Origin of the sequence: Mesorhizobium sp. M0571 (genome assembly GCF_040320985.1) — a bacterium.
GTDB lineage: Bacteria > Pseudomonadota > Alphaproteobacteria > Rhizobiales > Rhizobiaceae > Mesorhizobium.
In genome coordinates this window covers 1-19,394 of record NZ_JAMYQT010000011.1, presented here as the reverse complement: position 1 = coordinate 19,394, position 19,394 = coordinate 1, and the positions used below count along the sequence as shown (strand labels likewise).

General features: G+C 63.7%; 22 protein-coding genes. 17 read left to right on the top strand and 5 right to left on the bottom strand.

What is annotated here, in order from left to right; genetic code table 11:
- Nucleotides 1-10: 10 nt before the first annotated feature.
- Genes eutB through doeB form a run of 4 tightly spaced genes read left to right on the top strand, consistent with a single transcriptional unit; the run spans nucleotide 11 to nucleotide 4,216 of the window.
- Complete coding sequence (gene eutB, locus NKI85_RS15005; protein WP_352776911.1) at nucleotides 11-1,003, top strand: hydroxyectoine utilization dehydratase EutB; 993 nt, start codon at nucleotides 11-13, stop codon at nucleotides 1,001-1,003.
- The gene (locus tag NKI85_RS15000; RefSeq protein ID WP_352524919.1) at nucleotides 1,000-1,992 is read left to right on the top strand and encodes a cyclodeaminase; all 993 of its coding nucleotides are present in this window, start codon (nucleotides 1,000-1,002) and stop codon (nucleotides 1,990-1,992) included. The genes eutB and NKI85_RS15000 overlap by 4 nt, the downstream gene beginning before the upstream one ends.
- A 38-nt stretch (nucleotides 1,993-2,030) precedes the next feature.
- Nucleotides 2,031-3,209 carry an ectoine hydrolase DoeA gene (doeA, locus tag NKI85_RS14995; protein ID WP_352524920.1) on the top strand — a complete coding sequence of 393 codons (1,179 nt, stop codon included), beginning with the start codon at nucleotides 2,031-2,033 and terminating at the stop codon, nucleotides 3,207-3,209.
- Nucleotides 3,210-3,214: 5 nt separating this feature from the next.
- On the top strand, nucleotides 3,215-4,216 hold the full coding sequence (gene doeB, locus NKI85_RS14990) for a N(2)-acetyl-L-2,4-diaminobutanoate deacetylase DoeB (RefSeq protein ID WP_352776910.1): 1,002 nt from the start codon (nucleotides 3,215-3,217) through the stop codon (nucleotides 4,214-4,216).
- Nucleotides 4,217-4,318: 102 nt separating this feature from the next.
- Here the strand turns inward: doeB and NKI85_RS14985 are convergent, their stop codons facing one another.
- Entirely contained in the window at nucleotides 4,319-4,978 is a 660-nt protein-coding gene (locus NKI85_RS14985; protein ID WP_352524976.1) for a GntR family transcriptional regulator, read from the bottom strand.
- Between the two features lie 332 nt (nucleotides 4,979-5,310).
- Between NKI85_RS14985 and NKI85_RS14980 the strand changes: the two genes are divergently transcribed.
- The 8 genes from NKI85_RS14980 to atzF are packed head-to-tail and all read left to right on the top strand — an operon-like array spanning nucleotide 5,311 to nucleotide 13,619.
- Nucleotides 5,311-6,438: a BMP family ABC transporter substrate-binding protein gene (locus tag NKI85_RS14980; protein ID WP_352524922.1), complete on the top strand. Its 1,128-nt coding sequence runs from the start codon at nucleotides 5,311-5,313 to the stop codon at nucleotides 6,436-6,438.
- Between the two features lie 20 nt (nucleotides 6,439-6,458).
- Entirely contained in the window at nucleotides 6,459-7,604 is a 1,146-nt protein-coding gene (locus NKI85_RS14975; protein ID WP_352679161.1) for an ABC transporter permease, read from the top strand.
- Nucleotides 7,605-7,617: 13 nt separating this feature from the next.
- Entirely contained in the window at nucleotides 7,618-8,544 is a 927-nt protein-coding gene (locus tag NKI85_RS14970) for an ABC transporter permease (protein ID WP_352524925.1), read from the top strand.
- Between the two features lie 14 nt (nucleotides 8,545-8,558).
- Nucleotides 8,559-9,260, top strand: a complete 702-nt coding sequence (gene biuH / locus NKI85_RS14965; RefSeq protein ID WP_352524927.1) for a biuret amidohydrolase — start codon at nucleotides 8,559-8,561, stop codon at nucleotides 9,258-9,260.
- A 10-nt stretch (nucleotides 9,261-9,270) separates the two neighbouring features.
- Entirely contained in the window at nucleotides 9,271-10,803 is a 1,533-nt protein-coding gene (locus NKI85_RS14960) for an ABC transporter ATP-binding protein (protein WP_352524929.1), read from the top strand.
- Complete coding sequence (locus tag NKI85_RS14955; RefSeq protein WP_352524931.1) at nucleotides 10,803-11,471, top strand: cysteine hydrolase family protein; 669 nt, start codon at nucleotides 10,803-10,805, stop codon at nucleotides 11,469-11,471. The genes NKI85_RS14960 and NKI85_RS14955 overlap by 1 nt, the downstream gene beginning before the upstream one ends.
- Nucleotides 11,464-11,814, top strand: a complete 351-nt coding sequence (locus NKI85_RS14950) for a cupin domain-containing protein (protein WP_352524933.1) — start codon at nucleotides 11,464-11,466, stop codon at nucleotides 11,812-11,814. The genes NKI85_RS14955 and NKI85_RS14950 overlap by 8 nt, the downstream gene beginning before the upstream one ends.
- On the top strand, nucleotides 11,811-13,619 hold the full coding sequence (gene atzF, locus NKI85_RS14945; RefSeq protein ID WP_352524935.1) for an allophanate hydrolase: 1,809 nt from the start codon (nucleotides 11,811-11,813) through the stop codon (nucleotides 13,617-13,619). The genes NKI85_RS14950 and atzF overlap by 4 nt, the downstream gene beginning before the upstream one ends.
- Before the next feature lie 59 nt (nucleotides 13,620-13,678).
- Here the strand turns inward: atzF and NKI85_RS14940 are convergent, their stop codons facing one another.
- Nucleotides 13,679-14,236: a cytochrome c gene (locus tag NKI85_RS14940; protein WP_352524937.1), complete on the bottom strand. Its 558-nt coding sequence runs from the start codon at nucleotides 14,234-14,236 to the stop codon at nucleotides 13,679-13,681.
- Nucleotides 14,233-14,631, bottom strand: coding sequence for a Cu(I)-responsive transcriptional regulator (cueR, locus tag NKI85_RS14935; RefSeq protein ID WP_352524939.1), 399 nt, complete (start codon nucleotides 14,629-14,631; stop codon nucleotides 14,233-14,235). Before cueR ends, NKI85_RS14940 begins: the two co-directional genes overlap by 4 nt.
- Before the next feature lie 261 nt (nucleotides 14,632-14,892).
- Between cueR and NKI85_RS14930 the strand changes: the two genes are divergently transcribed.
- From NKI85_RS14930 to NKI85_RS14910, 5 genes are all read left to right on the top strand, one after another.
- Nucleotides 14,893-15,960, top strand: coding sequence for a type III polyketide synthase (locus NKI85_RS14930; protein ID WP_352524941.1), 1,068 nt, complete (start codon nucleotides 14,893-14,895; stop codon nucleotides 15,958-15,960).
- The gene (locus NKI85_RS14925) at nucleotides 15,957-16,670 is read left to right on the top strand and encodes a methyltransferase domain-containing protein (protein ID WP_352524942.1); all 714 of its coding nucleotides are present in this window, start codon (nucleotides 15,957-15,959) and stop codon (nucleotides 16,668-16,670) included. Before NKI85_RS14930 ends, NKI85_RS14925 begins: the two co-directional genes overlap by 4 nt.
- Nucleotides 16,667-17,896 (top strand): NAD(P)/FAD-dependent oxidoreductase, encoded by a 1,230-nt coding sequence (locus NKI85_RS14920; RefSeq protein WP_352776909.1) that lies wholly within the window; start codon nucleotides 16,667-16,669, stop codon nucleotides 17,894-17,896. Before NKI85_RS14925 ends, NKI85_RS14920 begins: the two co-directional genes overlap by 4 nt.
- A 558-nt stretch (nucleotides 17,897-18,454) precedes the next feature.
- Nucleotides 18,455-18,583, top strand: a complete 129-nt coding sequence (locus NKI85_RS14915; protein WP_352524946.1) for a hypothetical protein — start codon at nucleotides 18,455-18,457, stop codon at nucleotides 18,581-18,583.
- A 10-nt stretch (nucleotides 18,584-18,593) separates the two neighbouring features.
- Nucleotides 18,594-18,926 (top strand): four-helix bundle copper-binding protein, encoded by a 333-nt coding sequence (locus tag NKI85_RS14910; protein WP_352524948.1) that lies wholly within the window; start codon nucleotides 18,594-18,596, stop codon nucleotides 18,924-18,926.
- A 75-nt stretch (nucleotides 18,927-19,001) separates the two neighbouring features.
- Here the strand turns inward: NKI85_RS14910 and NKI85_RS14905 are convergent, their stop codons facing one another.
- A complete protein-coding gene (locus tag NKI85_RS14905; RefSeq protein WP_352524950.1) occupies nucleotides 19,002-19,160 on the bottom strand; it encodes a hypothetical protein in 159 nt (52 codons plus the stop codon).
- A 33-nt stretch (nucleotides 19,161-19,193) separates the two neighbouring features.
- Nucleotides 19,194-19,394, bottom strand: a 201-nt coding sequence (locus NKI85_RS14900; protein WP_352524952.1) for a hypothetical protein, incomplete at its 5' end; no start/stop codon positions are given.

The window sequence follows — 19,394 nt, the reverse complement described above, 5'->3', positions numbered from 1 at the left end:
TTGATGAGCCATGACCGCTTCCCAGATAAGCCTCTCCGATATCCACGCCGCGCGCGAGCGCATCGCAGGCAAAGTCGAGCGTACGCCGACCGTCACTTCCCGAAGTCTTTCCTATCACTTGGGCGCGCCTGTTTATCTCAAGCTCGAACATCGGCAGACCACCGGCGCCTTCAAGTTGCGCGGTGCCTCGAATGCTATCGCTTCGCTGACACAAGGGGAGAAGGCGCGCGGTGTAGTCGCCGCCTCGACCGGCAATCACGGCCGGGCGCTTGCCTATGCCGCTCAACTGCAAGGCATCCACGCGACGATCTGCATGTCGCGGCTCGTGCCTGAGAACAAGCTCGAGGAGATCCGTCGGCTTGGCGCCGAGATCCGCATCGTCGGCAACAGCCAGGACGAGGCGCAGCAGGAAGTCGAACGGCTGGTCGCGGAAGAGGGGCTGATCATGCTGCCGCCTTTCGACCATCCTGCGATCGTCGCCGGGCAAGGGACACTTGGGCTGGAGATCATGGAACAAGTTGCGGACGCCGCTTTGGTGTTGGTGCCGCTGTCAGGCGGCGGGCTGGCGGCTGGCGTCGCTGCTGCCGTGAAGGGCGTCAGCCCGGCAACGAAGGTCGTCGGCGTTTCGATGGCGCGCGGTGCTGCGATGAAGGCAAGCCTCGATGCCGGGCATCCGGTGTTGGTCGAGGAACTTCCGACGTTGGCCGATTCACTCGGCGGCGGCATCGGCCTCGACAACCGGCTGACCTTCTCGATGTGTCGCGACCTGCTTGACGGCGTGATCCTGCTCAGCGAGGACGAGATCGCCGCCGGCATTCGTCATGCTTATGAGCAGGAGCGCGAGGTCGTCGAGGGCGCCGGCGCGGTCGGCATCGCGGCCGTGCTTGCCGGCAAGGTCAAAGCGAACGGCGCGACGGTGCTCGTTCTGTCCGGCCGCAATATTGACATGACACTGCACCGCAAGATCATCTGCGGCGAAGCAATTGCGGAGCACGCAGCATGAGCCGGATGACGATCCTCACCGAAGCTGAATTGCGCAAGATCGTGAAGCTCGATCTCGATGCCGTCGCCTGCGTCGAGAACGCATTTCGTGCACTCGCCACCTTGCCGGTGGCGATGCCGCCGATCCTACGGCTGGACATTCCAGAGCATCGTGGCGAGGTCGACGTCAAGACCGCCTATGTGCCGGGCATCGATGGTTTTGCGATCAAGATCAGTCCCGGCTTTTTCGACAATCCGAAGCTCGGCCTGCCCAGCGTCAACGGCATGATGGTGCTGCTGTCGGCGAAAACCGGTCTGGTCGAGGCGCTGCTGCTCGACAATGGCTATCTCACCGACATCCGCACCGCCGCCGCCGGTGCGGTCGCCGCCAAGCATCTGTCGCGGCCGGACTCCTCCGTCGCTGCGGTCTTCGGCGCCGGTGTTCAGGCCGGACTGCAGCTCGAGGCGCTGATGCTGGTGCGGCCGATCACCGAGGCCCGCATCTGGGCAAGGGATGCCGCCAAGGCCGAAGCGGCGGCAGATACGCTGCGCGAAAGGCTGGGCATTATCGTTCACGCCGAGCCCGACGCGGCAAAGGCAGCGGCCGATGCCGACATTATCGTCACCACGACGCCGTCGACCGAGCCGCTGATCAAGGCCGGCTTCGTCTCCGCCGGCCAGCACATCACCGCGATGGGGTCGGATGCCGAGCACAAGAACGAGATCGCGCCGGCGATCCTGCGCATGGCCGATCTCTACGTCGCCGACAGCGCCAAGCAGACGCGGCGCCTGGGCGAACTGCACCATGCCATCGCGGCGGGCGTGATGGCGGCCGATGCCGAGATCACCGAGCTCGGCCACATCATCGCCGGCGAAAGGCATGGCCGGCGTTCGGACAGCGACATCACCATCGCCGACCTGACCGGCACCGGCGTGCAGGACACGGCGATCGCCACGTTCGCCCGCGACCGTGCGCGGGCGGCCAAGAGCGGTACGATTTTCGAAAGCTGATGCTGGCCGCAAGGCCCAACAAACGAGGACCAAGAACAATGCAGCCGAATTTGAAATTCTCGCGCGGCGAATATGCGGACCGCCTCGCCAAGACGCGGAAGGCCATGGAGGCCAAGGGCGTCGATCTGCTGATCGTCAGCGATCCGTCCAACATGGCCTGGCTGACCGGCTATGACGGCTGGTCGTTCTATGTGCACCAGGCCGTTATCGTGCCGCCGTCGGGCGAGCCGGTGTGGTACGGGCGCGGCCAGGACGCCAACGGCGCCAAGCGCACCGCCTATCTCGCGCACGACAACATCGTCGGCTATGCCGACCACTATGTGCAGTCGACCGAGCGCCACCCGATGGATTTTCTGTCCAGCGTGCTCGCCGACCGCGGCTGGGGCAAGCTCAGCATCGGCGTCGAGATGGACAATTACTGGTTCTCGGCCGCTGCCTTCGCGTCGTTGCAGAAGCATTTACCCAACGCCCGCTTCGTCGACGCCACGGCACTGGTCAACTGGCAGCGCGCGGTGAAGAGCCCGACCGAAATCGACTATATGCGCAAAGCCGCCCGCATCGTCGAAGCGATGCACCAGCGCATCGTCGACAAGATCGAAGTCGGCATGCGCAAATGCGACCTGGTCGCCGAGATCTATGACGCCGGCACGCGCGGCGTCGATGGCATCGGCGGCGACTATCCGGCGATCGTGCCGCTGCTGCCGTCGGGCGCCGATGCGTCGGCGCCGCATCTGACTTGGGACGACAGGCCGATGAAATCGGGCGAAGGCACCTTCTTCGAGATTGCCGGCTGCTACAACCGTTACCATTGTCCGCTTTCCCGGACAGTGTTCCTTGGTAAACCGACGCTGGAATTCCTCGACGCCGAGAAGGCGACCCTGGAAGGCATGGAAGCGGGGCTTGCCGCCGCCAAACCCGGCAACACATGCGAGGACATCGCCAACGCGTTCTTCGTGGTGCTGAAGAGATACGGCATCGTCAAGGACAACCGCACCGGCTACCCGATCGGGCTTTCCTATCCGCCGGATTGGGGCGAACGCACCATGAGCCTGCGCCCCGGCGACCGTACCGAGCTCAAGCCCGGCATGACCTTCCATTTCATGACCGGCCTGTGGCTGGAGACGATGGGACTGGAGATCACCGAGTGCATCCTGATCACCGAAACGGGGGTCGAGTGCCTGGCCAATGTGCCGCGCAAGCTGGTGGTGAAGAATTGAGCCCGATGTCCAGCCTTCGCCCATCACCGATCACGCCGACCGTCGATTTCGAGCGCGACGGCGTGCAGCACGGTTTCCTGCGCCTGCCTTACAGCCGTGACGATTCGGCTTGGGGATCGGTGATGATCCCGGTCTGCGTCATCCGCAACGGCAACGGGCCGAGCGCATTGCTCACCGGCGGCAATCATGGCGACGAGTATGAGGGGCCGCTGGCGCTTTATGACCTCGCCCGCATGCTCGATCCGAGGCAAGTCAGCGGCACGGTCATCATCGTGCCGGCGATGAACTATCCGGCGTTCCGCGCCGGCACGCGCACCTCGCCTATCGACAAGGGCAATCTCAACCGCAGCTTTCCCGGCCGGCCCGACGGCACGGTGACCGAGAAGATCGCCGACTATTTCCAGCGCGAATTGCTGCCCCGTACAGACATCGCGCTCGATTTCCACTCCGGCGGCAAGACGCTCGATTTCGTGCCGTTCTGCGCCGCCCATATCCGGCCCGACAAGGCGCTGGAAGAGAAGGGGTTCGCGGCGGTAGAAGCGTTCTCCGCGCCTTGGTCGATGAAGATGCTGGAGATCGATGCAGTCGGCATGTTCGACACTGCCGCCGAGGAGATGGGCAAGCTGTTCATCACCACTGAGCTCGGCGGCGGTGGTACTTCCCGCGCGGAAACGGTGCGCATCGCCCGGCGCGGCGTGCTCAATGTGCTGCGCCATGCCGGCATCGTCGCCGGCGAGGTCGAAACGCGCCCGACCCGCTGGCTGGACATGCCGTCCGGCGATTGCTTTTTGTTCGCCGAGGACGACGGGATGATCGAGACGATGATCGATGTCGGCGAGCCGGTGGCAGAGAACCAGGTGCTGGCGCGGGTCCATTCCATAGGCCGCACCGGCGGCGCTCCGCAGGAGATCCGGGCCAAAATGTCCGGTCTATTGGCGGCTCGGCATTTCCCCGGATTGGTCAAGGCTGGCGACTGTGCTGCTGTGGTGGCGGTGCTGGTCTCTTGAGGGCTAGAGCGGGATGCGTTCAAATTTGAAGCGGGCATCCCTATCTGTTTGTTTTAGCCGCATTTCTGCGACGCCAAGTGATTCGCTTGGCTGCAAAATGCTCTAGAAGGCCGATGTCGGAACCGGCTCGGCCTTGCCCTTGGGGCGATCACCGATGGCAAAGACGGCGCTCGCCTCGCTGACGATTGAGACATGATCCTTGGCGGCTGTTCCGGCGGCCGCACTGTCGCCGCGCATGATTGCAGTAACGATGGCATCATGCTCCTGCCAGGACTGGGCCAGCCGGCCGGGCAGCATGAATTGCGCGCGCCGGAACGGCGCCAGGCGGCCGCGGGTCATGACTGTCAGTTCATAAATGTGCTTGCTGTGGGCGCCGCGATAGAGCCGGGTGTGGAACTCGGTGTTGAAAAGCTCATACTCTTCTTCGGCACCGAGCTGCACAAAGCGCGCCGAGGCCTGATGCTCTGCCTCGAGCGTGCGGCGCTCGCCGGCCGTCATGCGTTCGGCCGAAAAGCGCGCGCAGATCGCCTCAAGCTCGGCCATGCTCTCGAACATCGAGGCGAGATGCTCCTGCGTCACCACGGCGACAGTGGCGCCGCGGTTGGGCCGTCTTTCTACCAAGCCCATGGCGCTGAGCCGGCTGAGCGCCTCCCTGATCGGGGTACGTGAGACGTCGAAGCGGGCGGCGAGCGAGGCTTCGTCGAGCTTTTCGCCGGGGCGCAGGAAACCGGTCACGATCCGGTCACTGATCGCCCTCACCATCTGATCGACGGTCGTGCCCGACCTGATCAAATTGCGCTTTCCCGACACGTCTCCTCCGTCCAGTCTTTTCGCATGCAGCCGTGGGCCAGGCGGCTCATCGGCCGTTTCGACTCCGCCGCAACTCTGTATGCCTGTATTTTAGCCTGCATGTCAAACTGGTTATTTTAAAGGCAAAAAGTGTATGCAATTGCTCCGGCTTTGAGCAGGCCATGGTGATGTCTTCATTGATATCATTGATGAAATTCCGTTTATCAAACTGGCATGCTGATTGCATACACTTCTTCATTGAGGTGTTAACCGGCCCCCAAAGGCCCCACAGAGGGAGCATTCACATGACCGAGAGATTCATGCTTAGCCGCCGCGACCTGCTCAAGACTTCCGCCGCCGGAGCGGCGCTCGGCCTTGCGTCCGCATCGTTTCCGATCAGCAGGGCTTTTGCTGCGACGGCCACCGTCGGCTTCATCTATGTCGGGCCAAAGGACGATTACGGCTATAACCAGGCGCATGCCGAAGGCGCCGTCACGCTGAAGGGAATGGAGGGCATCTCCGTCGTCGAGGAGGAGAACGTGCCGGAGACGGTCGACGTCCAGAAGACGATGGAATCGATGATCAACCTCGACGGCGCGTCGCTGATCTTCCCGACCTCATTCGGCTATTTCGATCCACACATGCTCGCCATGTGTGCGAAATTCCCGGACGTGCAGTTCCGCCATTGCGGCGGCATGTGGAATAAGGACAAGCATCCGATGAATGCGGGTTCCTATTTCGGCTATATCGGCATGGGCCAGTATCTCAACGGCGTCGTCGCCGGTCACACCAGCAAGACCAAGAAGCTCGGCTTCGTCGCGGCAAAGCCGATCCCGCAGGTGTTGCTCAACATCAATTCCTTCCTGCTCGGCGCGCGCTCGGTCGACCCGACCATCGCTTGCCAGGTGATCTTCACCGGCGAGTGGTCGCTGGCGGTCAAGGAGGCGGAGGCCACCAATGCGCTGGTCGACCAAGGTGCCGACGTCATCACCTGCCATGTCGACAGCCCCAAGGTGGTGGTCGAGACGGCGGCCGGACGTGGCGCCTTCATCTGCGGCTATCATGCCAACCAGAGCCCGCTGGCGCCGGAAAAATACCTGACCGGCGCGGAATGGAACTGGGCCAAGGTCTACAAGATGTTCGTCGACGATCTGGTGGCCGGCACGCCGCTGCCCAATTTCACGCGCGGCGGCCTTGCCGACGGCTTCGTCAAGATGAGCCCGCTCGGCCCCGCCGTCGGCGATGCCGCCCGCAAGCAGTTCGACGGCACGCTTGCCGAAATGATGAAAGGCGGGTTTTCCGTCATCAAGGGTCCGTTGAAGAGCAACAAGGGCGTTGTTGTCGCGACCGAAGACCAGACCTTCGCCGAGACCGCGATCGAGCTCGAAAGCATGGACTACCTCGTCGAGGGCGTCGTCGGTTCGACCGCCTGAACCGGATCGGAGACGGGGCCATGGCAGACACGGTCAGCACTGCGGGCGCACCGGCGCTGTTTGGCGCCAAGAATTATCCGGCGGCGCTCGAATGGGTGGCGCGGCGGGCGGAAGCCTTCGTCATACCGCTCGCGGCACTGATCGTCGGCATGGCGCTGTTCAGCCTGTTCATTGCGCTGGTCGGCAAGTCGCCGGTGCAGCTCTATGAAACGATGTGGCGCGGCGGCTTCGGCTCGTGGTTCTCGATCCAGAATTCGCTGTCGCGGGCAGCGCCGCTTTTGCTGGCAGCGCTTTGCGTTGCGCTGCCGGCCCGGCTCGGCCTCGTCGTCATCGGCGGCGAAGGCGCGATCGTGCTGGGCGGCGTTGCCGCCGCCGCCATCGGCGTCGCAGTGAATGGCGCGCCGGCTTTTCTGGTCATCCTGCTGATGGGCGTGGCGGGCATGGTCGCCGGCGGCATCTGGATCGGCGCCGTCGGCGCGCTCCGCCACTACCGCGCCGTCAACGAAACCATCTCCAGCCTGCTGATGGCCTATATCGCCATCGCGCTGATGAATCATCTGGTCGAAGGACCGCTGCGCGATCCAGCCTCGCTCAACAAACCCTCGACTGAGCCGCTGGCGGATGCCTACCGCATCGGCAACATTCCAGGCATGGACGTGCACTGGGGCCTCGTCGTCGGCATCGTCGCCTGCGTCCTGTCCTGGCTGTTGATCGAAAAGACTCGCTGGGGGTTTGCCGCTCGCATTGCCGGCGGCAATGTCAGGGCGGCCCAGGTGCAAGGGCTTGCCGTCGGACCGCTGATCGTCGGCTTCACCGGGCTGGCCGGCGGCTTTGCCGGGTTAGCCGGCATGCTGGAAGTCGGCGCCGTGCAAGGCAGCGCCAACGCCTCGCTCGCCGCCGGCTACGGCTATACCGGCATCCTCGTCGCCTTCCTCGCCCGCCACAATCCGCTCGCCATCATCCCGGTCGCCGTCCTGCTCGGCGGCGTCGGCGCTTCCGGCGGGCTGATCCAGCGCCGCATGGACTTGCCCGATGCCACCGTGCTGGTGCTGCAAGGCATGCTCTTCGTCGTCATCCTGTTCAGCGAAACTTTTTACGGCCGCTTCAAGGTCTTCAATCCGGATCTGTGGAAGAGGCCCGATCTCTTGAAGGGGGCTACGTCATGAAGGGGACTGGCTGATGGAGGCGACCGAGATCGGTCTGTGGGGCGTGCCGCTCGCCATTCTTGGCGGCGCCATCCGCGTCTCGACGCCGTTCATCTTCGTGTCGCTGGGCGAAGCCATCACCGAGCGCTCCGGCCGCATCAATCTCGGCCTCGAAGGCACGCTTGTCTTCGGCGCAATGACCGCCTATGCGGTAGCGGTGATGACCGGCTCGCCATGGCTCGGCCTGCTGGCTGCCGCAGGTGCCGGTCTTTGCTTCGGCCTGTTCCATGGCTGGATCTGCAAATTCCGCGGCGTGAACGACATCGCCATCGGCATAGCGCTGATGCTGTTCGGCTCCGGTCTCGCCTTCTTCTTCGGCAAGCCGTTCATCCAGCCCTCGGCGCCCAACCTGCCGGCCATCGCCTTCGGTGGCTGGTCGAACATTCCGCAGGTGCAGGCCGCGCTCAACGTCAACGTCCTGTTCCTGATCGGCGCGGCACTTGCGCTGTTCCTGTGGTGGGCCTTCCGCAACACCCGCGCCGGCCTGATCGTGCGCGTCGTCGGCGACAGCTCCGATGCGGCGCGCGCCATGGGCCTCAATCCGAACACTGTGCGCCTGCTTGCGACAGGCATCGGCGGCGCGCTCGCCGGCATCGGCGGCGCTTATCTGTCGCTCTATTATCCCGGCAGCTGGACCGAACGCATCTCGTCGGGGCAGGGGCTGATGGCGGTGGCGCTGGTCATCTTCGCGCGCTGGAACCCGCTTGGCTGCTTTGCCGCGGCGCTTTTGTTCGGCGGCGCCGGGGCGCTCGGCCCCGCATTGCAATCGGTGGGGGTCACGCAGGGCTACTATCTCTTCTACGCCGCACCTTACATCCTCACGCTCATCATCATGATCGCCACCTCGTCGCCGAGCCGCTCGCTTGCCGGCGCGCCAGGCGAGTTGTCGATCACCAAATGACTGGAGTTTTTGCGATGAACGCCAGAGCCGAGATCACCCAGCGCTACATCGACGCCGACCCCTATCCGTGGCCCTATAATGGCGAGCTGCGGCCGGACAATACGGCGTTGATCATCATCGACATGCAAACCGATTTCTGCGGGCCGGGCGGCTATGTCGATCATATGGGCTACGATCTTTCGCTGGTGCGGGCGCCGATCGAGCCGATCAAGTCGGTGCTCGCAGCCATGCGGGCCAAGGGCTACACCATCATTCACACGCGCGAAGGCCACCGGCCCGATCTCGCCGACCTGCCGGCCAATAAGCGCTGGCGCTCACGCCGTATCAATGCCGGCATCGGCGACCCCGGACCTTGCGGGCGCATCCTGGTGCGCGGCGAACCGGGCTGGGATATCATCCACGACCTCTATCCGGTCGTGGGCGAACCGATCATCGACAAGCCGGGCAAGGGCTCGTTCTGTGCTACCGACCTGGAGCTGATCCTCCGCCAGCGTGGCATCGAAAACATCGTGCTGACCGGCATCACTACCGATGTCTGCGTTCACACGACGATGCGCGAGGCCAACGATCGCGGTTTCGAATGCGTGATGCTGGAGGATTGCTGCGGCGCGACCGACTATGGCAACCATCTCGCTGCAATCAAGATGATCAAGATGCAGGGCGGCGTGTTCGGCGCAGTATCGAACTCGGCGTCCTTCGTCGCGCAACTGCCGTGAGGAGACGATTTTGAGCGGAACCCCCGGCAAGAAAGCCGTCGGCGTCGAGACCATCGGCATGGCCATGCGCTTCGGCGCCTTCACCGCGCTGGACGACGTCTCGATCAAGGTGCCGGCGGGATCGTTCCATGCGCTGCTCGGCGAAAACGGCGCCGGCAAGTCGACGCTGGTCAAATGCATGATGGGTTTTTACCACCCGACCTCCGGCGACATGCTGGTCGATGGCCGCGAGGTCGCGATCGCCAGCCCGAAGGATGCGTCAGCGCTCGGCCTGGGCATGGTCTACCAGCACTTTACCCTGGTCCCGTCGCTGACCGGTGCGGAAAACCTGGTCATTTCGCGCGAGAAGGTGCCCGGCGTCATCGACTGGCGCAAGGAGCGCGCCGCACTTGCGCAATTCATGCAGCGGATGCCGTTCAAGCTGCCGCTCGATGTCAAGGTGGCGGAACTTGCCGCCGGTGAGAAGCAGAAGCTCGAAATCATCAAGCAGCTCTATCTCGGCCGCAGTTTCCTGGTGCTCGACGAGCCGACCTCCGTGCTCACTCCCGGCGAGGCGCAGGAGGTGCTTGGCCTAGTGCGCGACATGACAAGGAGCGGCGACCTTACGGTGCTGATGATCTCGCATAAATTTCATGAGGTGACGGCGTTTGCCGACGACATCACGGTGCTGCGCAAAGGCAAGCTGACCGGAACGGGGAAGGTCTCGGAACTCTCCCACAAGCAGATGGCGGCGATGATGATCGGCGACCAGCCGATTGCAGCGCTCGACAGTCGTGCTCCGGTGCCGGCCGGAGCCCGGCAGGTTCTGACGGTGAAATCGCTGAAGGCGCCCGACCGAACGGGGCTGAAAACCATCGACATCGGCGAACTCGATGTGAAGTCCGGCGAGATCGTCGGCATTGCCGGCATCTCCGGCAACGGCCAGAAGGAGTTTCTCGAGGTCCTTGCCGGACAGCGGGCACGCAATGCCGGCGACGTTCTGGTGAAGGGCTCGCCCTATGGCGCCAGCCGCAGCGAGGCACGCACGCTCAATGTCCGCTTCATTCCGGAGGAACCGTTGCGCAACGCTTGCGCGCCGCGGATGACGGTGGCGGAAAACATGGCTTTCCGCACCTTCGACCTGAACGAAGCCGGCAAGCCGATCAACTGGATCAGGATGAGTGCCATCAGGGACTACGCGGCCCGCCTGGTCGAACAGTTCAAGGTCAAGACGGCCTCGCTCGCTTCGCCGATTTCGTCGCTGTCAGGCGGCAATGTGCAGCGCGCCGTGCTGGCGCGCGAGCTGACAGGCGACGTTGATCTTCTGATCGTCTCCAATCCGTGCTTCGGCCTCGACTTCTCCGCCGTCGCCGAGATCCGCGCCCGCATCATGAAGGCGCGCAACGCCGGTGCCGCCGTGCTTTTGATGTCGGAGGACCTCGACGAGCTGCTCGAACTCTCCGACCGCATCTTCGTCATGTCCGACGGCGCGCTGGTCTACGAGACGCCGATCGCGCAGGCGAGTGTGCAGACGATCGGCGAGCACATGGCGGGACATCATTGATGGCGGAGATCGACGCGCTGCCGTTTCCGTTTGTCTTCAAGCCTGAGGCGATGGCGCTGGTCGTCATCGACATGCAGCGCGACTTTGCCGAACCCGGCGGCTTCGGCGCCAGCCTCGGCAACGACGTCAGCCGGGTGGTGGCGATCGTGCCGACGGTGAAGAGACTGATCGAGGGATTTCGCGCCGCCGGCCTGCCGGTCATCCACACGATGGAGTGCCACAAGGCAGACCTTTCGGATCTGCCTCCGGCTAAGCGCAATCGCGGCAATCCGTCGATCAGAATCGGCGACACTGGGCCGATGGGCCGTGTGCTGATCGTCGGCGAGCCAGGAACGGCGATCCTCGATGAACTTGCCCCATTGCCTGGCGAGATCGTCATCGAAAAACCGGGCAAGGGGGCGTTCTATGCGACCAGCTTCGGCGATGACCTGAAACGGCTCGGCGCGCAGCAATTGGTCTTTGCCGGGGTGACGACGGAGGTCTGCGTGCAGACGACGATGCGCGAGGCCAACGACCGCGGCTATGAATGCCTGCTCGCCGAGGATGCGACCGAGAGCTATTTTCCGGAGTTCAAGGCGGCTGCCTTGGCCATGATCAGGGCGCAGGGCGCCATCGTCGGCTGGACGGCGACAACGGACCAGGTGCTCGAGGGACTTTCCAATGCCTAACATTGCATACCAGGCTCTCATCCAAGGGGGCTGGCGTGATCTGCCATTCGAGCATTTTCGCGAAGGCATCACAGTGCATTGGCTGCTCAAGGGCAGTCCGGTCGAGCCGTCGGTCGCGATCCTGAATTACCGGGCGGGCGCCGGCGTGCCGCGTCACCGCCATGCCGGGCTGGAAACCATCATCGTACTGGAAGGCACGCAGAGCGACGAGAATGGCGATTATGCCTCGGGCAGCGTGATCCTGAACCCGGTCGGAACCGAACACTCGGTGTGGACGAAGGATGGCTGCGTCGTGCTCATCCAGTGGAACCTGCCGGTAGTCATTCTGGGCGAGGCCAAATGAACGACATCCGCTTCGACATAGGCAGCTTGCACGCCGCCTATCAGGCCGGCGTCGGCATCGGCGAGATGGTCGATACGCTCCATGCGCGGCTCGCGGCGGCCGATGACCCCGGCATCTTCATCCATCTGGCGAGCAGAGCGGAGATGCTTGCCGAAGCAGAAAAGCTCGGCCCGTTCGATCCGGTGGCAAAGCCGCTATGGGGCGTACCGTTCGCGGTCAAGGACAACATCGATGTCGCCGGCATGCCGACCACGGCGGCATGCGCCGAATTTGCCTACTTGCCGGTGAAAGACGCTACCGTCGTGGCGCGGCTCAAGGCCGCCGGCGCGCTGGTCGTCGGCAAGACCAATCTCGACCAGTTCGCCACTGGCCTGGTCGGCGTGCGCACGCCCTATCCGATCCCGAGGAACGCGATCGATCCAAAACTGGTGCCGGGCGGCTCCTCGTGCGGCTCGGCCGTGGCGACGGCGCGTGGCATCGTCTCGTTCGCGCTCGGCACCGATACCGCCGGCTCCGGCCGCATACCCGCCGGTCTCAACAACATCGTCGGGCTGAAGCCGAGCGTCGGCGCGATTTCTGCCGCCGGCGTCGTGCCGGCTTGCCGGACACTCGACTGCGTCTCGGTGTTCGCGCTCACTGTCGACGACGCCTACAGCGTGTTCGAGGCCGCGGCGGCAAAGGACGACGCCGATCCTTATTCGCGCGACCTCTGCATTCAGGCTCTTGCCGCGCGCCCGCCGGTGCTGACGGTTGGCGTGCCGGCGAAGGCCGACCGGATATTCTTTGACGACGGAGCGATGCAGGATGGCTTCGAGGCCGCTCTTGCCTCGCTCGAGAAGCTGGGCTGCAGGCTGGTCGAAATCCCTTTTGGCGATTTCTACGCCACTGCCAATCTGCTCTACGAAGGCGCCTGGGTGGCCGAGCGTTACGCCGCGATCAGGGACTTCATGGAAGTCAACGAGGTAGCGATGCATCCGGTGACGCGGCAGATCATTGGCGGCGCACGAAAACTTTCCGCAGCGGACGCCTTCAAGGGGCTCTATGCCTTGCAAGCCTTCAAGGCCAAGCTTGCGCTGGTCATCGCCTCAGTCGACCTTTTCTGTGTGCCGACCGCGCCGACCCACTACACAGTCGAAGCGGTGTTGGCCGATCCGATCGTCACCAACAGCCGGCTCGGCACCTACACCAACTTCGTCAATCTGCTCGACATGTGCGGCATCGCCGTGCCGACCGGAACACGCAGCGACGGTTTGCCGATGAGCGTTACCTTGCTTGCCGCGGCTGGCAAGGACCACCTGACGGCGTCGCTTGCCCGCGACATCCATGTGGCAAGCGGTCTTTCGCTGGGCGCTACCGGCTGGCCGCAGCCGTTGCGTGGCGATGCGCGAGCGGACGTGGATGAAGGCACGATCGAACTGGCCGTGGTCGGCGCCCATCTGTCGGGGATGGCGCTGAACGGCCAGTTGCAGCGGCTCGGCGCAATGTTCGCCCGGGCTGCAAGAACGGCGCCGCTCTACCGGCTTTACGCGCTTGCCGGCCAGTCGGTGTCGAGACCAGGTCTCGAGCGGACCTGCAACGGTGAGGGGACTGCGATCGAGGTCGAAGTCTGGCGGCTATCGCCGCAAGCCTTCGGCCGCTTCGTCGCCGCGATCCCGCCGCCGCTCGGCATCGGAACGCTTGTGCTTGACGACGGAACTTCGCCGAAAGGCTTCCTCGTCGAAAGTGCCGGCCTTACCGATGCAGAGGAGATTTCGCATTTTGGCGGCTGGCGCAATTTCGTGGCGGATCAGCAACTGCGGAGCTGACGAGAAAGAATGCCGGTCGACGCTGGATCGCCGTCCGCCGGCTGGCGTTCAGCCGGCCATCACTCGACCTTTTGCCGGAATTTCGAATGGCAGCTCGAGCAATCCTGCAAGATGAGATGCAGGAGGTGCTCCGCCGGCAATTTGGCGGGGTCGGCTTCCGCCGGCCCCGGCCGCTTGCCAAGCAGGCTGCCACCGCCCATCGCCAGGCCGGAACCCATTCTCATGTCGTCGGTGATACGCGGCGGCGCCTGCTCGGCGTCGGAGGCCAGGGCGCTGGCCAGCGTCCCGATGTGGCGAGCCAGCCCTTCGAACTCCGCGCGGGCGGGGTCGATATCCGGCTTGGCGCCTGAAGGCGCGCCCAATGTCGCGCTGGGGAATTCGGCAATCAGGGAAGGGCCGGTGCGGGCGCGGATGGTCTCGGCCGCCGCCTTGAACGCCGCGGCGTCATAGGCCCGCTTGCCGTCGAACATCCCGGCGATCGCCTTTGCCGCCGCGGCCATTTCCTTCATCGAGGCCTGGCGAGCCTCGATGACCGCATCACGGCCCGAATGGCCGGCGGCGAGCACGACAGAGACGCAGGCAAGCGACAGCACTGTTGCAGCAGCTGCGAGCCTCACTGGGCCATGCCTTGTCCCGCCAGCTCGTCGATGATCGGGCAATCCGGCCGCTCGTCGCCGTGGCAGTGACTGACCAGATGGTGGAGTAAGCCGCGCAATCCGACCAGTTCGGCGATCTTCCTGTCGACCTCCACCAGCTTGGCTTTCGCGATCGCTTTCACGTCGGCGCTGTCACGTTCCCTGTCTTGGTACAGCGAGAGCAACTGGCGGCATTCGTCGACCGAAAACCCCAGGCTTCGCGAGCGCTGCACGAAGCGCAGCCGGTGAATATCGGCCGTCGAGTAATCGCGATAGCCATTGTCTGTCCGGGCCGGATGCAAGAGCCCGATGTCCTCGTAATAACGGATCGTCTTGGCCGGCAGGCCGGATTTTTCGGATGCGATGCCGATGTTCATGGTGGAAAATCTCCTTTGTCGAAGCAATAGACCTTCCAGTAGATGGAAGGTCAACCTGATGTGGCGATTTTGATGCCCGACGCAACCGCCCGCAGGCTCCAACCGTTTGCCTGCCAACAGCGCATACTGAACCTTCGGGAAGAAATCAGTTTTCGGAAACGTTTATCGAACAGCGCTCAAAACCCGGTGTTCGACACCGGGTACCGATGAGAAGACCCTCCGGCGGCACGTTACATCGTGCATACGCCGAGGAGACAGAATATGCCCGTCAAGGCCTATATCAACCGGATCGCGACAGCGGTGCCGGAGCACGAGGTTCATCAATTCTACCTGCGTTTCGCGGCCTCCATGCTCGCGGCCGATCGCCGGAGACTCTTCGAACGCATGGCCGATCTTGCCGGCATCGAGCACCGCTATTCCTGCTTTGCGCCGGCGTCCGACCCCGAAGGACCAAATGCCGACCTGGCCGGGACCTTCATCCGGGGTGCGTTTCCCGGAACGGCCATGAGAATGGCGATGTTCGACGATGCCGCACCTGTTCTGGCGCAAAAGGGCATCGACGGGTTGCAGCTTGGCGACGACGCTTCCCGCATCACCCATCTTATCGTCACCACCTGCACCGGTTTTTCGGCGCCGGGCATCGATCTGGAGCTGGTTGCGCGTTGCGGGCTGCCCGACAGTGTCGAACGCACGATGATCGGGTTCATGGGTTGCTACGCGGCGATCAACGGCCTCAAACTGGCCCGCCACATCGTTCGCTCCGACCCGCAGGCCAAGGTCCTGCTGGTCAATATCGAGCTCTGCACGATGCATCTGCGTGAAACCACCGAACTGGAAAAGCTGCTGTCGTTCTGCCTTTGGGGCGATGGCTGCGCGGCCGCGCTCATCACCGCCGAGCCGGCCGGCATCGAGCTCGATAGCTTTCACTGTATGGTGGCGAGGGAACGGCGGGATCTGATGCGCTGGAATATTCGCGACCACGGCTTCGAAATGGTTCTTTCCGGCCAGGTCCCGGCAGCGATTCATGAAGCGTTACGCAACAACCAGGCCGCCATCCTCGGCGGCCGACCGACCGAGGCGATCGACCTTTGGGCCGTACACCCGGGTGGACGTTCGGTGCTCGACGCCGTCGAAAGGGCCTTGAAACTGGAGCCCACCGCGCTGGAACCATCGCGCGAGGTGTTACGCCAATACGGCAACATGTCGTCGGCGACCGTCATGTTCGTGATGAAGGAGATGCTGAAGGCGCCACCCGGCCTGGTCGGCTGCGGCATGTCGTTCGGTCCCGGGCTGACGGCCGAAACCATGCTCTTTCGAACGGTGTCATGAGCGGCCTGGAGCGCCGGCAGCTTGCGCCGGAAATCCTTGACGGACTTGCGGCCGAAGATCCGCGAGCGCTGACCGCGCGCCGCGACCTTCGTCGCATCAATATGCTGATGTTTCAGGTGCCGATAATGACGTCGTTGCTCAGGAGGTTTGTTCCAAAGCCGCCACGCCGCGTTCTGGAGATCGGCGCCGGCGATGGCTCCTTCATGCTGGCGGTAGCGCGGCGCATGGCCAGGCATTGGCCTGACGTCGAATTGGTGATGCTCGACCGCGTCGACCTCATCACGCCGCAATTGCGCGATGATTTTGACAGGCTGGGATGGACGGTCGAAGGCGTCACTGCCGATGTCTTCGACTGGGCAAGAAAGAATGAGGGCACGCGGTTCGATGCGATCACTGTCAATCTGTTTCTGCATCATCTGGACGATGCCGAACTCGTGCGCCTGTTTTCGTTGATTAGGCCGAAAGCCCCGTTGCTGCTGGCGACAGAGCCGCTGCGGGCGAAACTGGCGCTGGCCGCGACCCGTCTTCTCCCGGCAATCGGCGCCAACGACGTCACACGAAACGACGCGGCGCAAAGCGTGCGTGCCGGCTTTCGCGGCAGCGAGCTTTCCGGGCTCTGGCTTACCGCCAACGGCAAACCGGTCGAGGAACGGCGCGCCGGCCTGTTTTCCCACATTTTCGTTGGCGCCAGCTCCGGCAACGACCCATGACGCGATTATCGACCCATGATGCGATCATCATCGGCGCCGGCCCGGCGGGGACCTCCGTCGCGCTCACGCTGGTCCGGCGTGGATGGGGCGTGGCCATTGTGGAAAAGAGCGCGTTCCCGCGCCGCAAGGTCTGCGGCGAATACATGTCGGCAAGCAATCTTGCGCTTCTGGACCAGCTCGAGATCGGCGATGCCTGGCGTGCCAATGCCGGCCCCGAAATCCGCCGTGTCGGCTTCTTTTCCGGCGAGACCTGCGTCGAGGCAGAAATGCCTCGTGCAAAAGATGGGCGCTCTATAAGATCTGCAAAAGATGGCGTCGGCCGGGCGCTCGGCCGGGACATTCTCGATTCCCTGCTTTTGCAGGCCGCGCGATCGGCGGGTGTCGAAATCTTTCAGCCCTGCCGCGCCGTCGCCATCGACCGGGATGGCGAGATGCAAAGGGTACGAATTCAAGCCGGAGACGAAACGACGACGTTGCGAGCGCCGGTGATTGTCGCCGCGCACGGCTCTTGGGAACCGGGACCATTGCCCAGCCAGCTCGGAAAGACCAATCGCCCGTCGGGCCTGCTCGGCTTCAAGGCGCATTTCACCGGGTCGTCCCTGGCGCCGGATTTGATGCCTCTGCTGGCCTTCCCTGGCGGCTACGGCGGCATGGTTTCGGCGGATCATGGCCGGTTGTCGATCTCGTGCTGCATTCGGCGCGATATGCTCGCGCGGCTGCGTAAACAACATGGCCCCAAACACCGGAGCCATGTGTCGGCCGCCGATGCGGTCTCCCGCCACCTGCTGGACTCATGCCGGGGCGTGAGGGACGCCCTGGATTCGGCTCTCCTCGACGGTCCGTGGCTTGCCGCAGGGCCGATCCGGCCGGGAATTCGCTCCTGCTACGAACGGGACATCTTCCGCGTCGGCAATGCAGCCGGAGAGTCTCATCCTGTTATCGCCGAGGGCATCTCGATGGCGCTTCAGTCTGGCTGGATGCTGGCTTGCGAACTCGCATCCACTCCAGGTGGCCAAGCAGCGCGCGAGGCTGCCGCCAGACGCTATGAGGCGGCCTGGAAAAGACTGTTTTCGACCCGGGTCTACGCTGCCGCTGCTATCGCCGGAATTGCCCTTCGCCCCGGCAGCGCCACCTTGATGGCGGCGATCGTCCGGAATTTCCCGCAAGCACTGACATTGGGCGCGCAACTGAGCGGCAAGACAAGGCCGGTTCCCGGCTTCGTCTGACGAGTAGTGCGGCGCATTGGGCACGCCGAACACTGGCTGTCGGAACAGTTAGGGCCACCGCGCGTTGGGCGCGAATGCAAGTTCGGGTTGCGACAGGGATGGACCTTTCATGGGTGGCGTGGATCATCTTTGCCGCGTTGCTGATTGTTGCCGGCCGGCCGGTTCCTTCTGCCGTCGACCCGGTTCCTTCTGCCGCCGACCAACTGATCGCATCGCCCGTGCAGCATCTCTCGACCTCGAATGAGTCCGTAGCGGCGGGCGAACCCGCCGCTACCGGCGGGCACTTTGACGACGCAACCTGTCCCGCTCACCATGCCGTCCAGTGTTGCGGATCGGCGTGTTGCGGATCGGCCTGTCATGCCGTCCTCATCGATGAAACGGCATTAAGCGCGTCGAGCGCTCCGGCAAGGCAGGTTCAATCCGGTCCGACGCGCGCCCATGGCACCGTGCCTCGGCGAATTGAACGGCCGCCAATCGATCGGATGTCCTGAACGGACGCCTAAACAGGGTGTCCATCCTGTTTTCGGGCTCACAGCCCCAATCCGATTGGAGAAGACCATGAGAAAGCAGACAATCCTTATAGTTGTCGGCCTGATGGCCGGCGTCGCAACAGCCGTCGCCGCCTCGTCCGGCTACACAGACAAAGCGATGACAACCCACAAGGCTTGGCAGGCCAAGGCGGAGTGAGGACACGATCATGCACAACCAGTCTCCCGAAATGAAGGACTGCATCGAGGTTTGCCTGGATTGCTATCAAGCCTGCCTCGGCATCGCTTCGGGGCATTGCCTCGAAACCGGCGGTAAACACACCGAGCCGGAACATTTCCGGCTGATGCTCGCCTGCGCCGAGATCTGCCGGACCGCTGCGCATTTCATGCTGCTCGGTTCGGCGCATCACAAACATGTCTGCCGCGAATGCGCAGAAATCTGCGACGAGTGCGCAGCAGACTGCGAGCGCATCGGCGATATGCAGGACTGCGTCGAAGCCTGTCGGCGTTGCGCCGAGAGCTGCAGAAGGATGGCGGCTTGATCGTCCGCCGGCGGGCGACAAGCCCGCCGGCTCGGCATTAGCCATCGGCGCGGGGAATCGTGTTGCCACGGCAGTCTACACGCCACCGCCGCAGCCGTCCGACAGGCCCCAGACGTCGACGGCCTGCCTGCCGGTGAAACCGTGCTCGCGGATCAAGACCTTCGCCAGTCCGCCATACACTTTCCAGCGCCAGCATTGGCAGCAACATGGCCCCTTCTCCTCGGAAATTGCCATCGCATAGTCGTATGCCTGACGGTGTCTACGGCTTCAGGTTCGCAGGTATTTGACCAGGGCTGCAATCGCGAGCAAGAGGGCGACGAACACCAGGACCCAGACGAGCGCCATGCCGCCCATCATCCACGTACCCATTATCCGGTATGTGATCTGTGGTGCCTTTTCGTCCTGCTGTTCTTGTTTTGGAACGGCCTTATGGTGAGCCCATCCGGGACGTGGGGCACCGGGAGCACG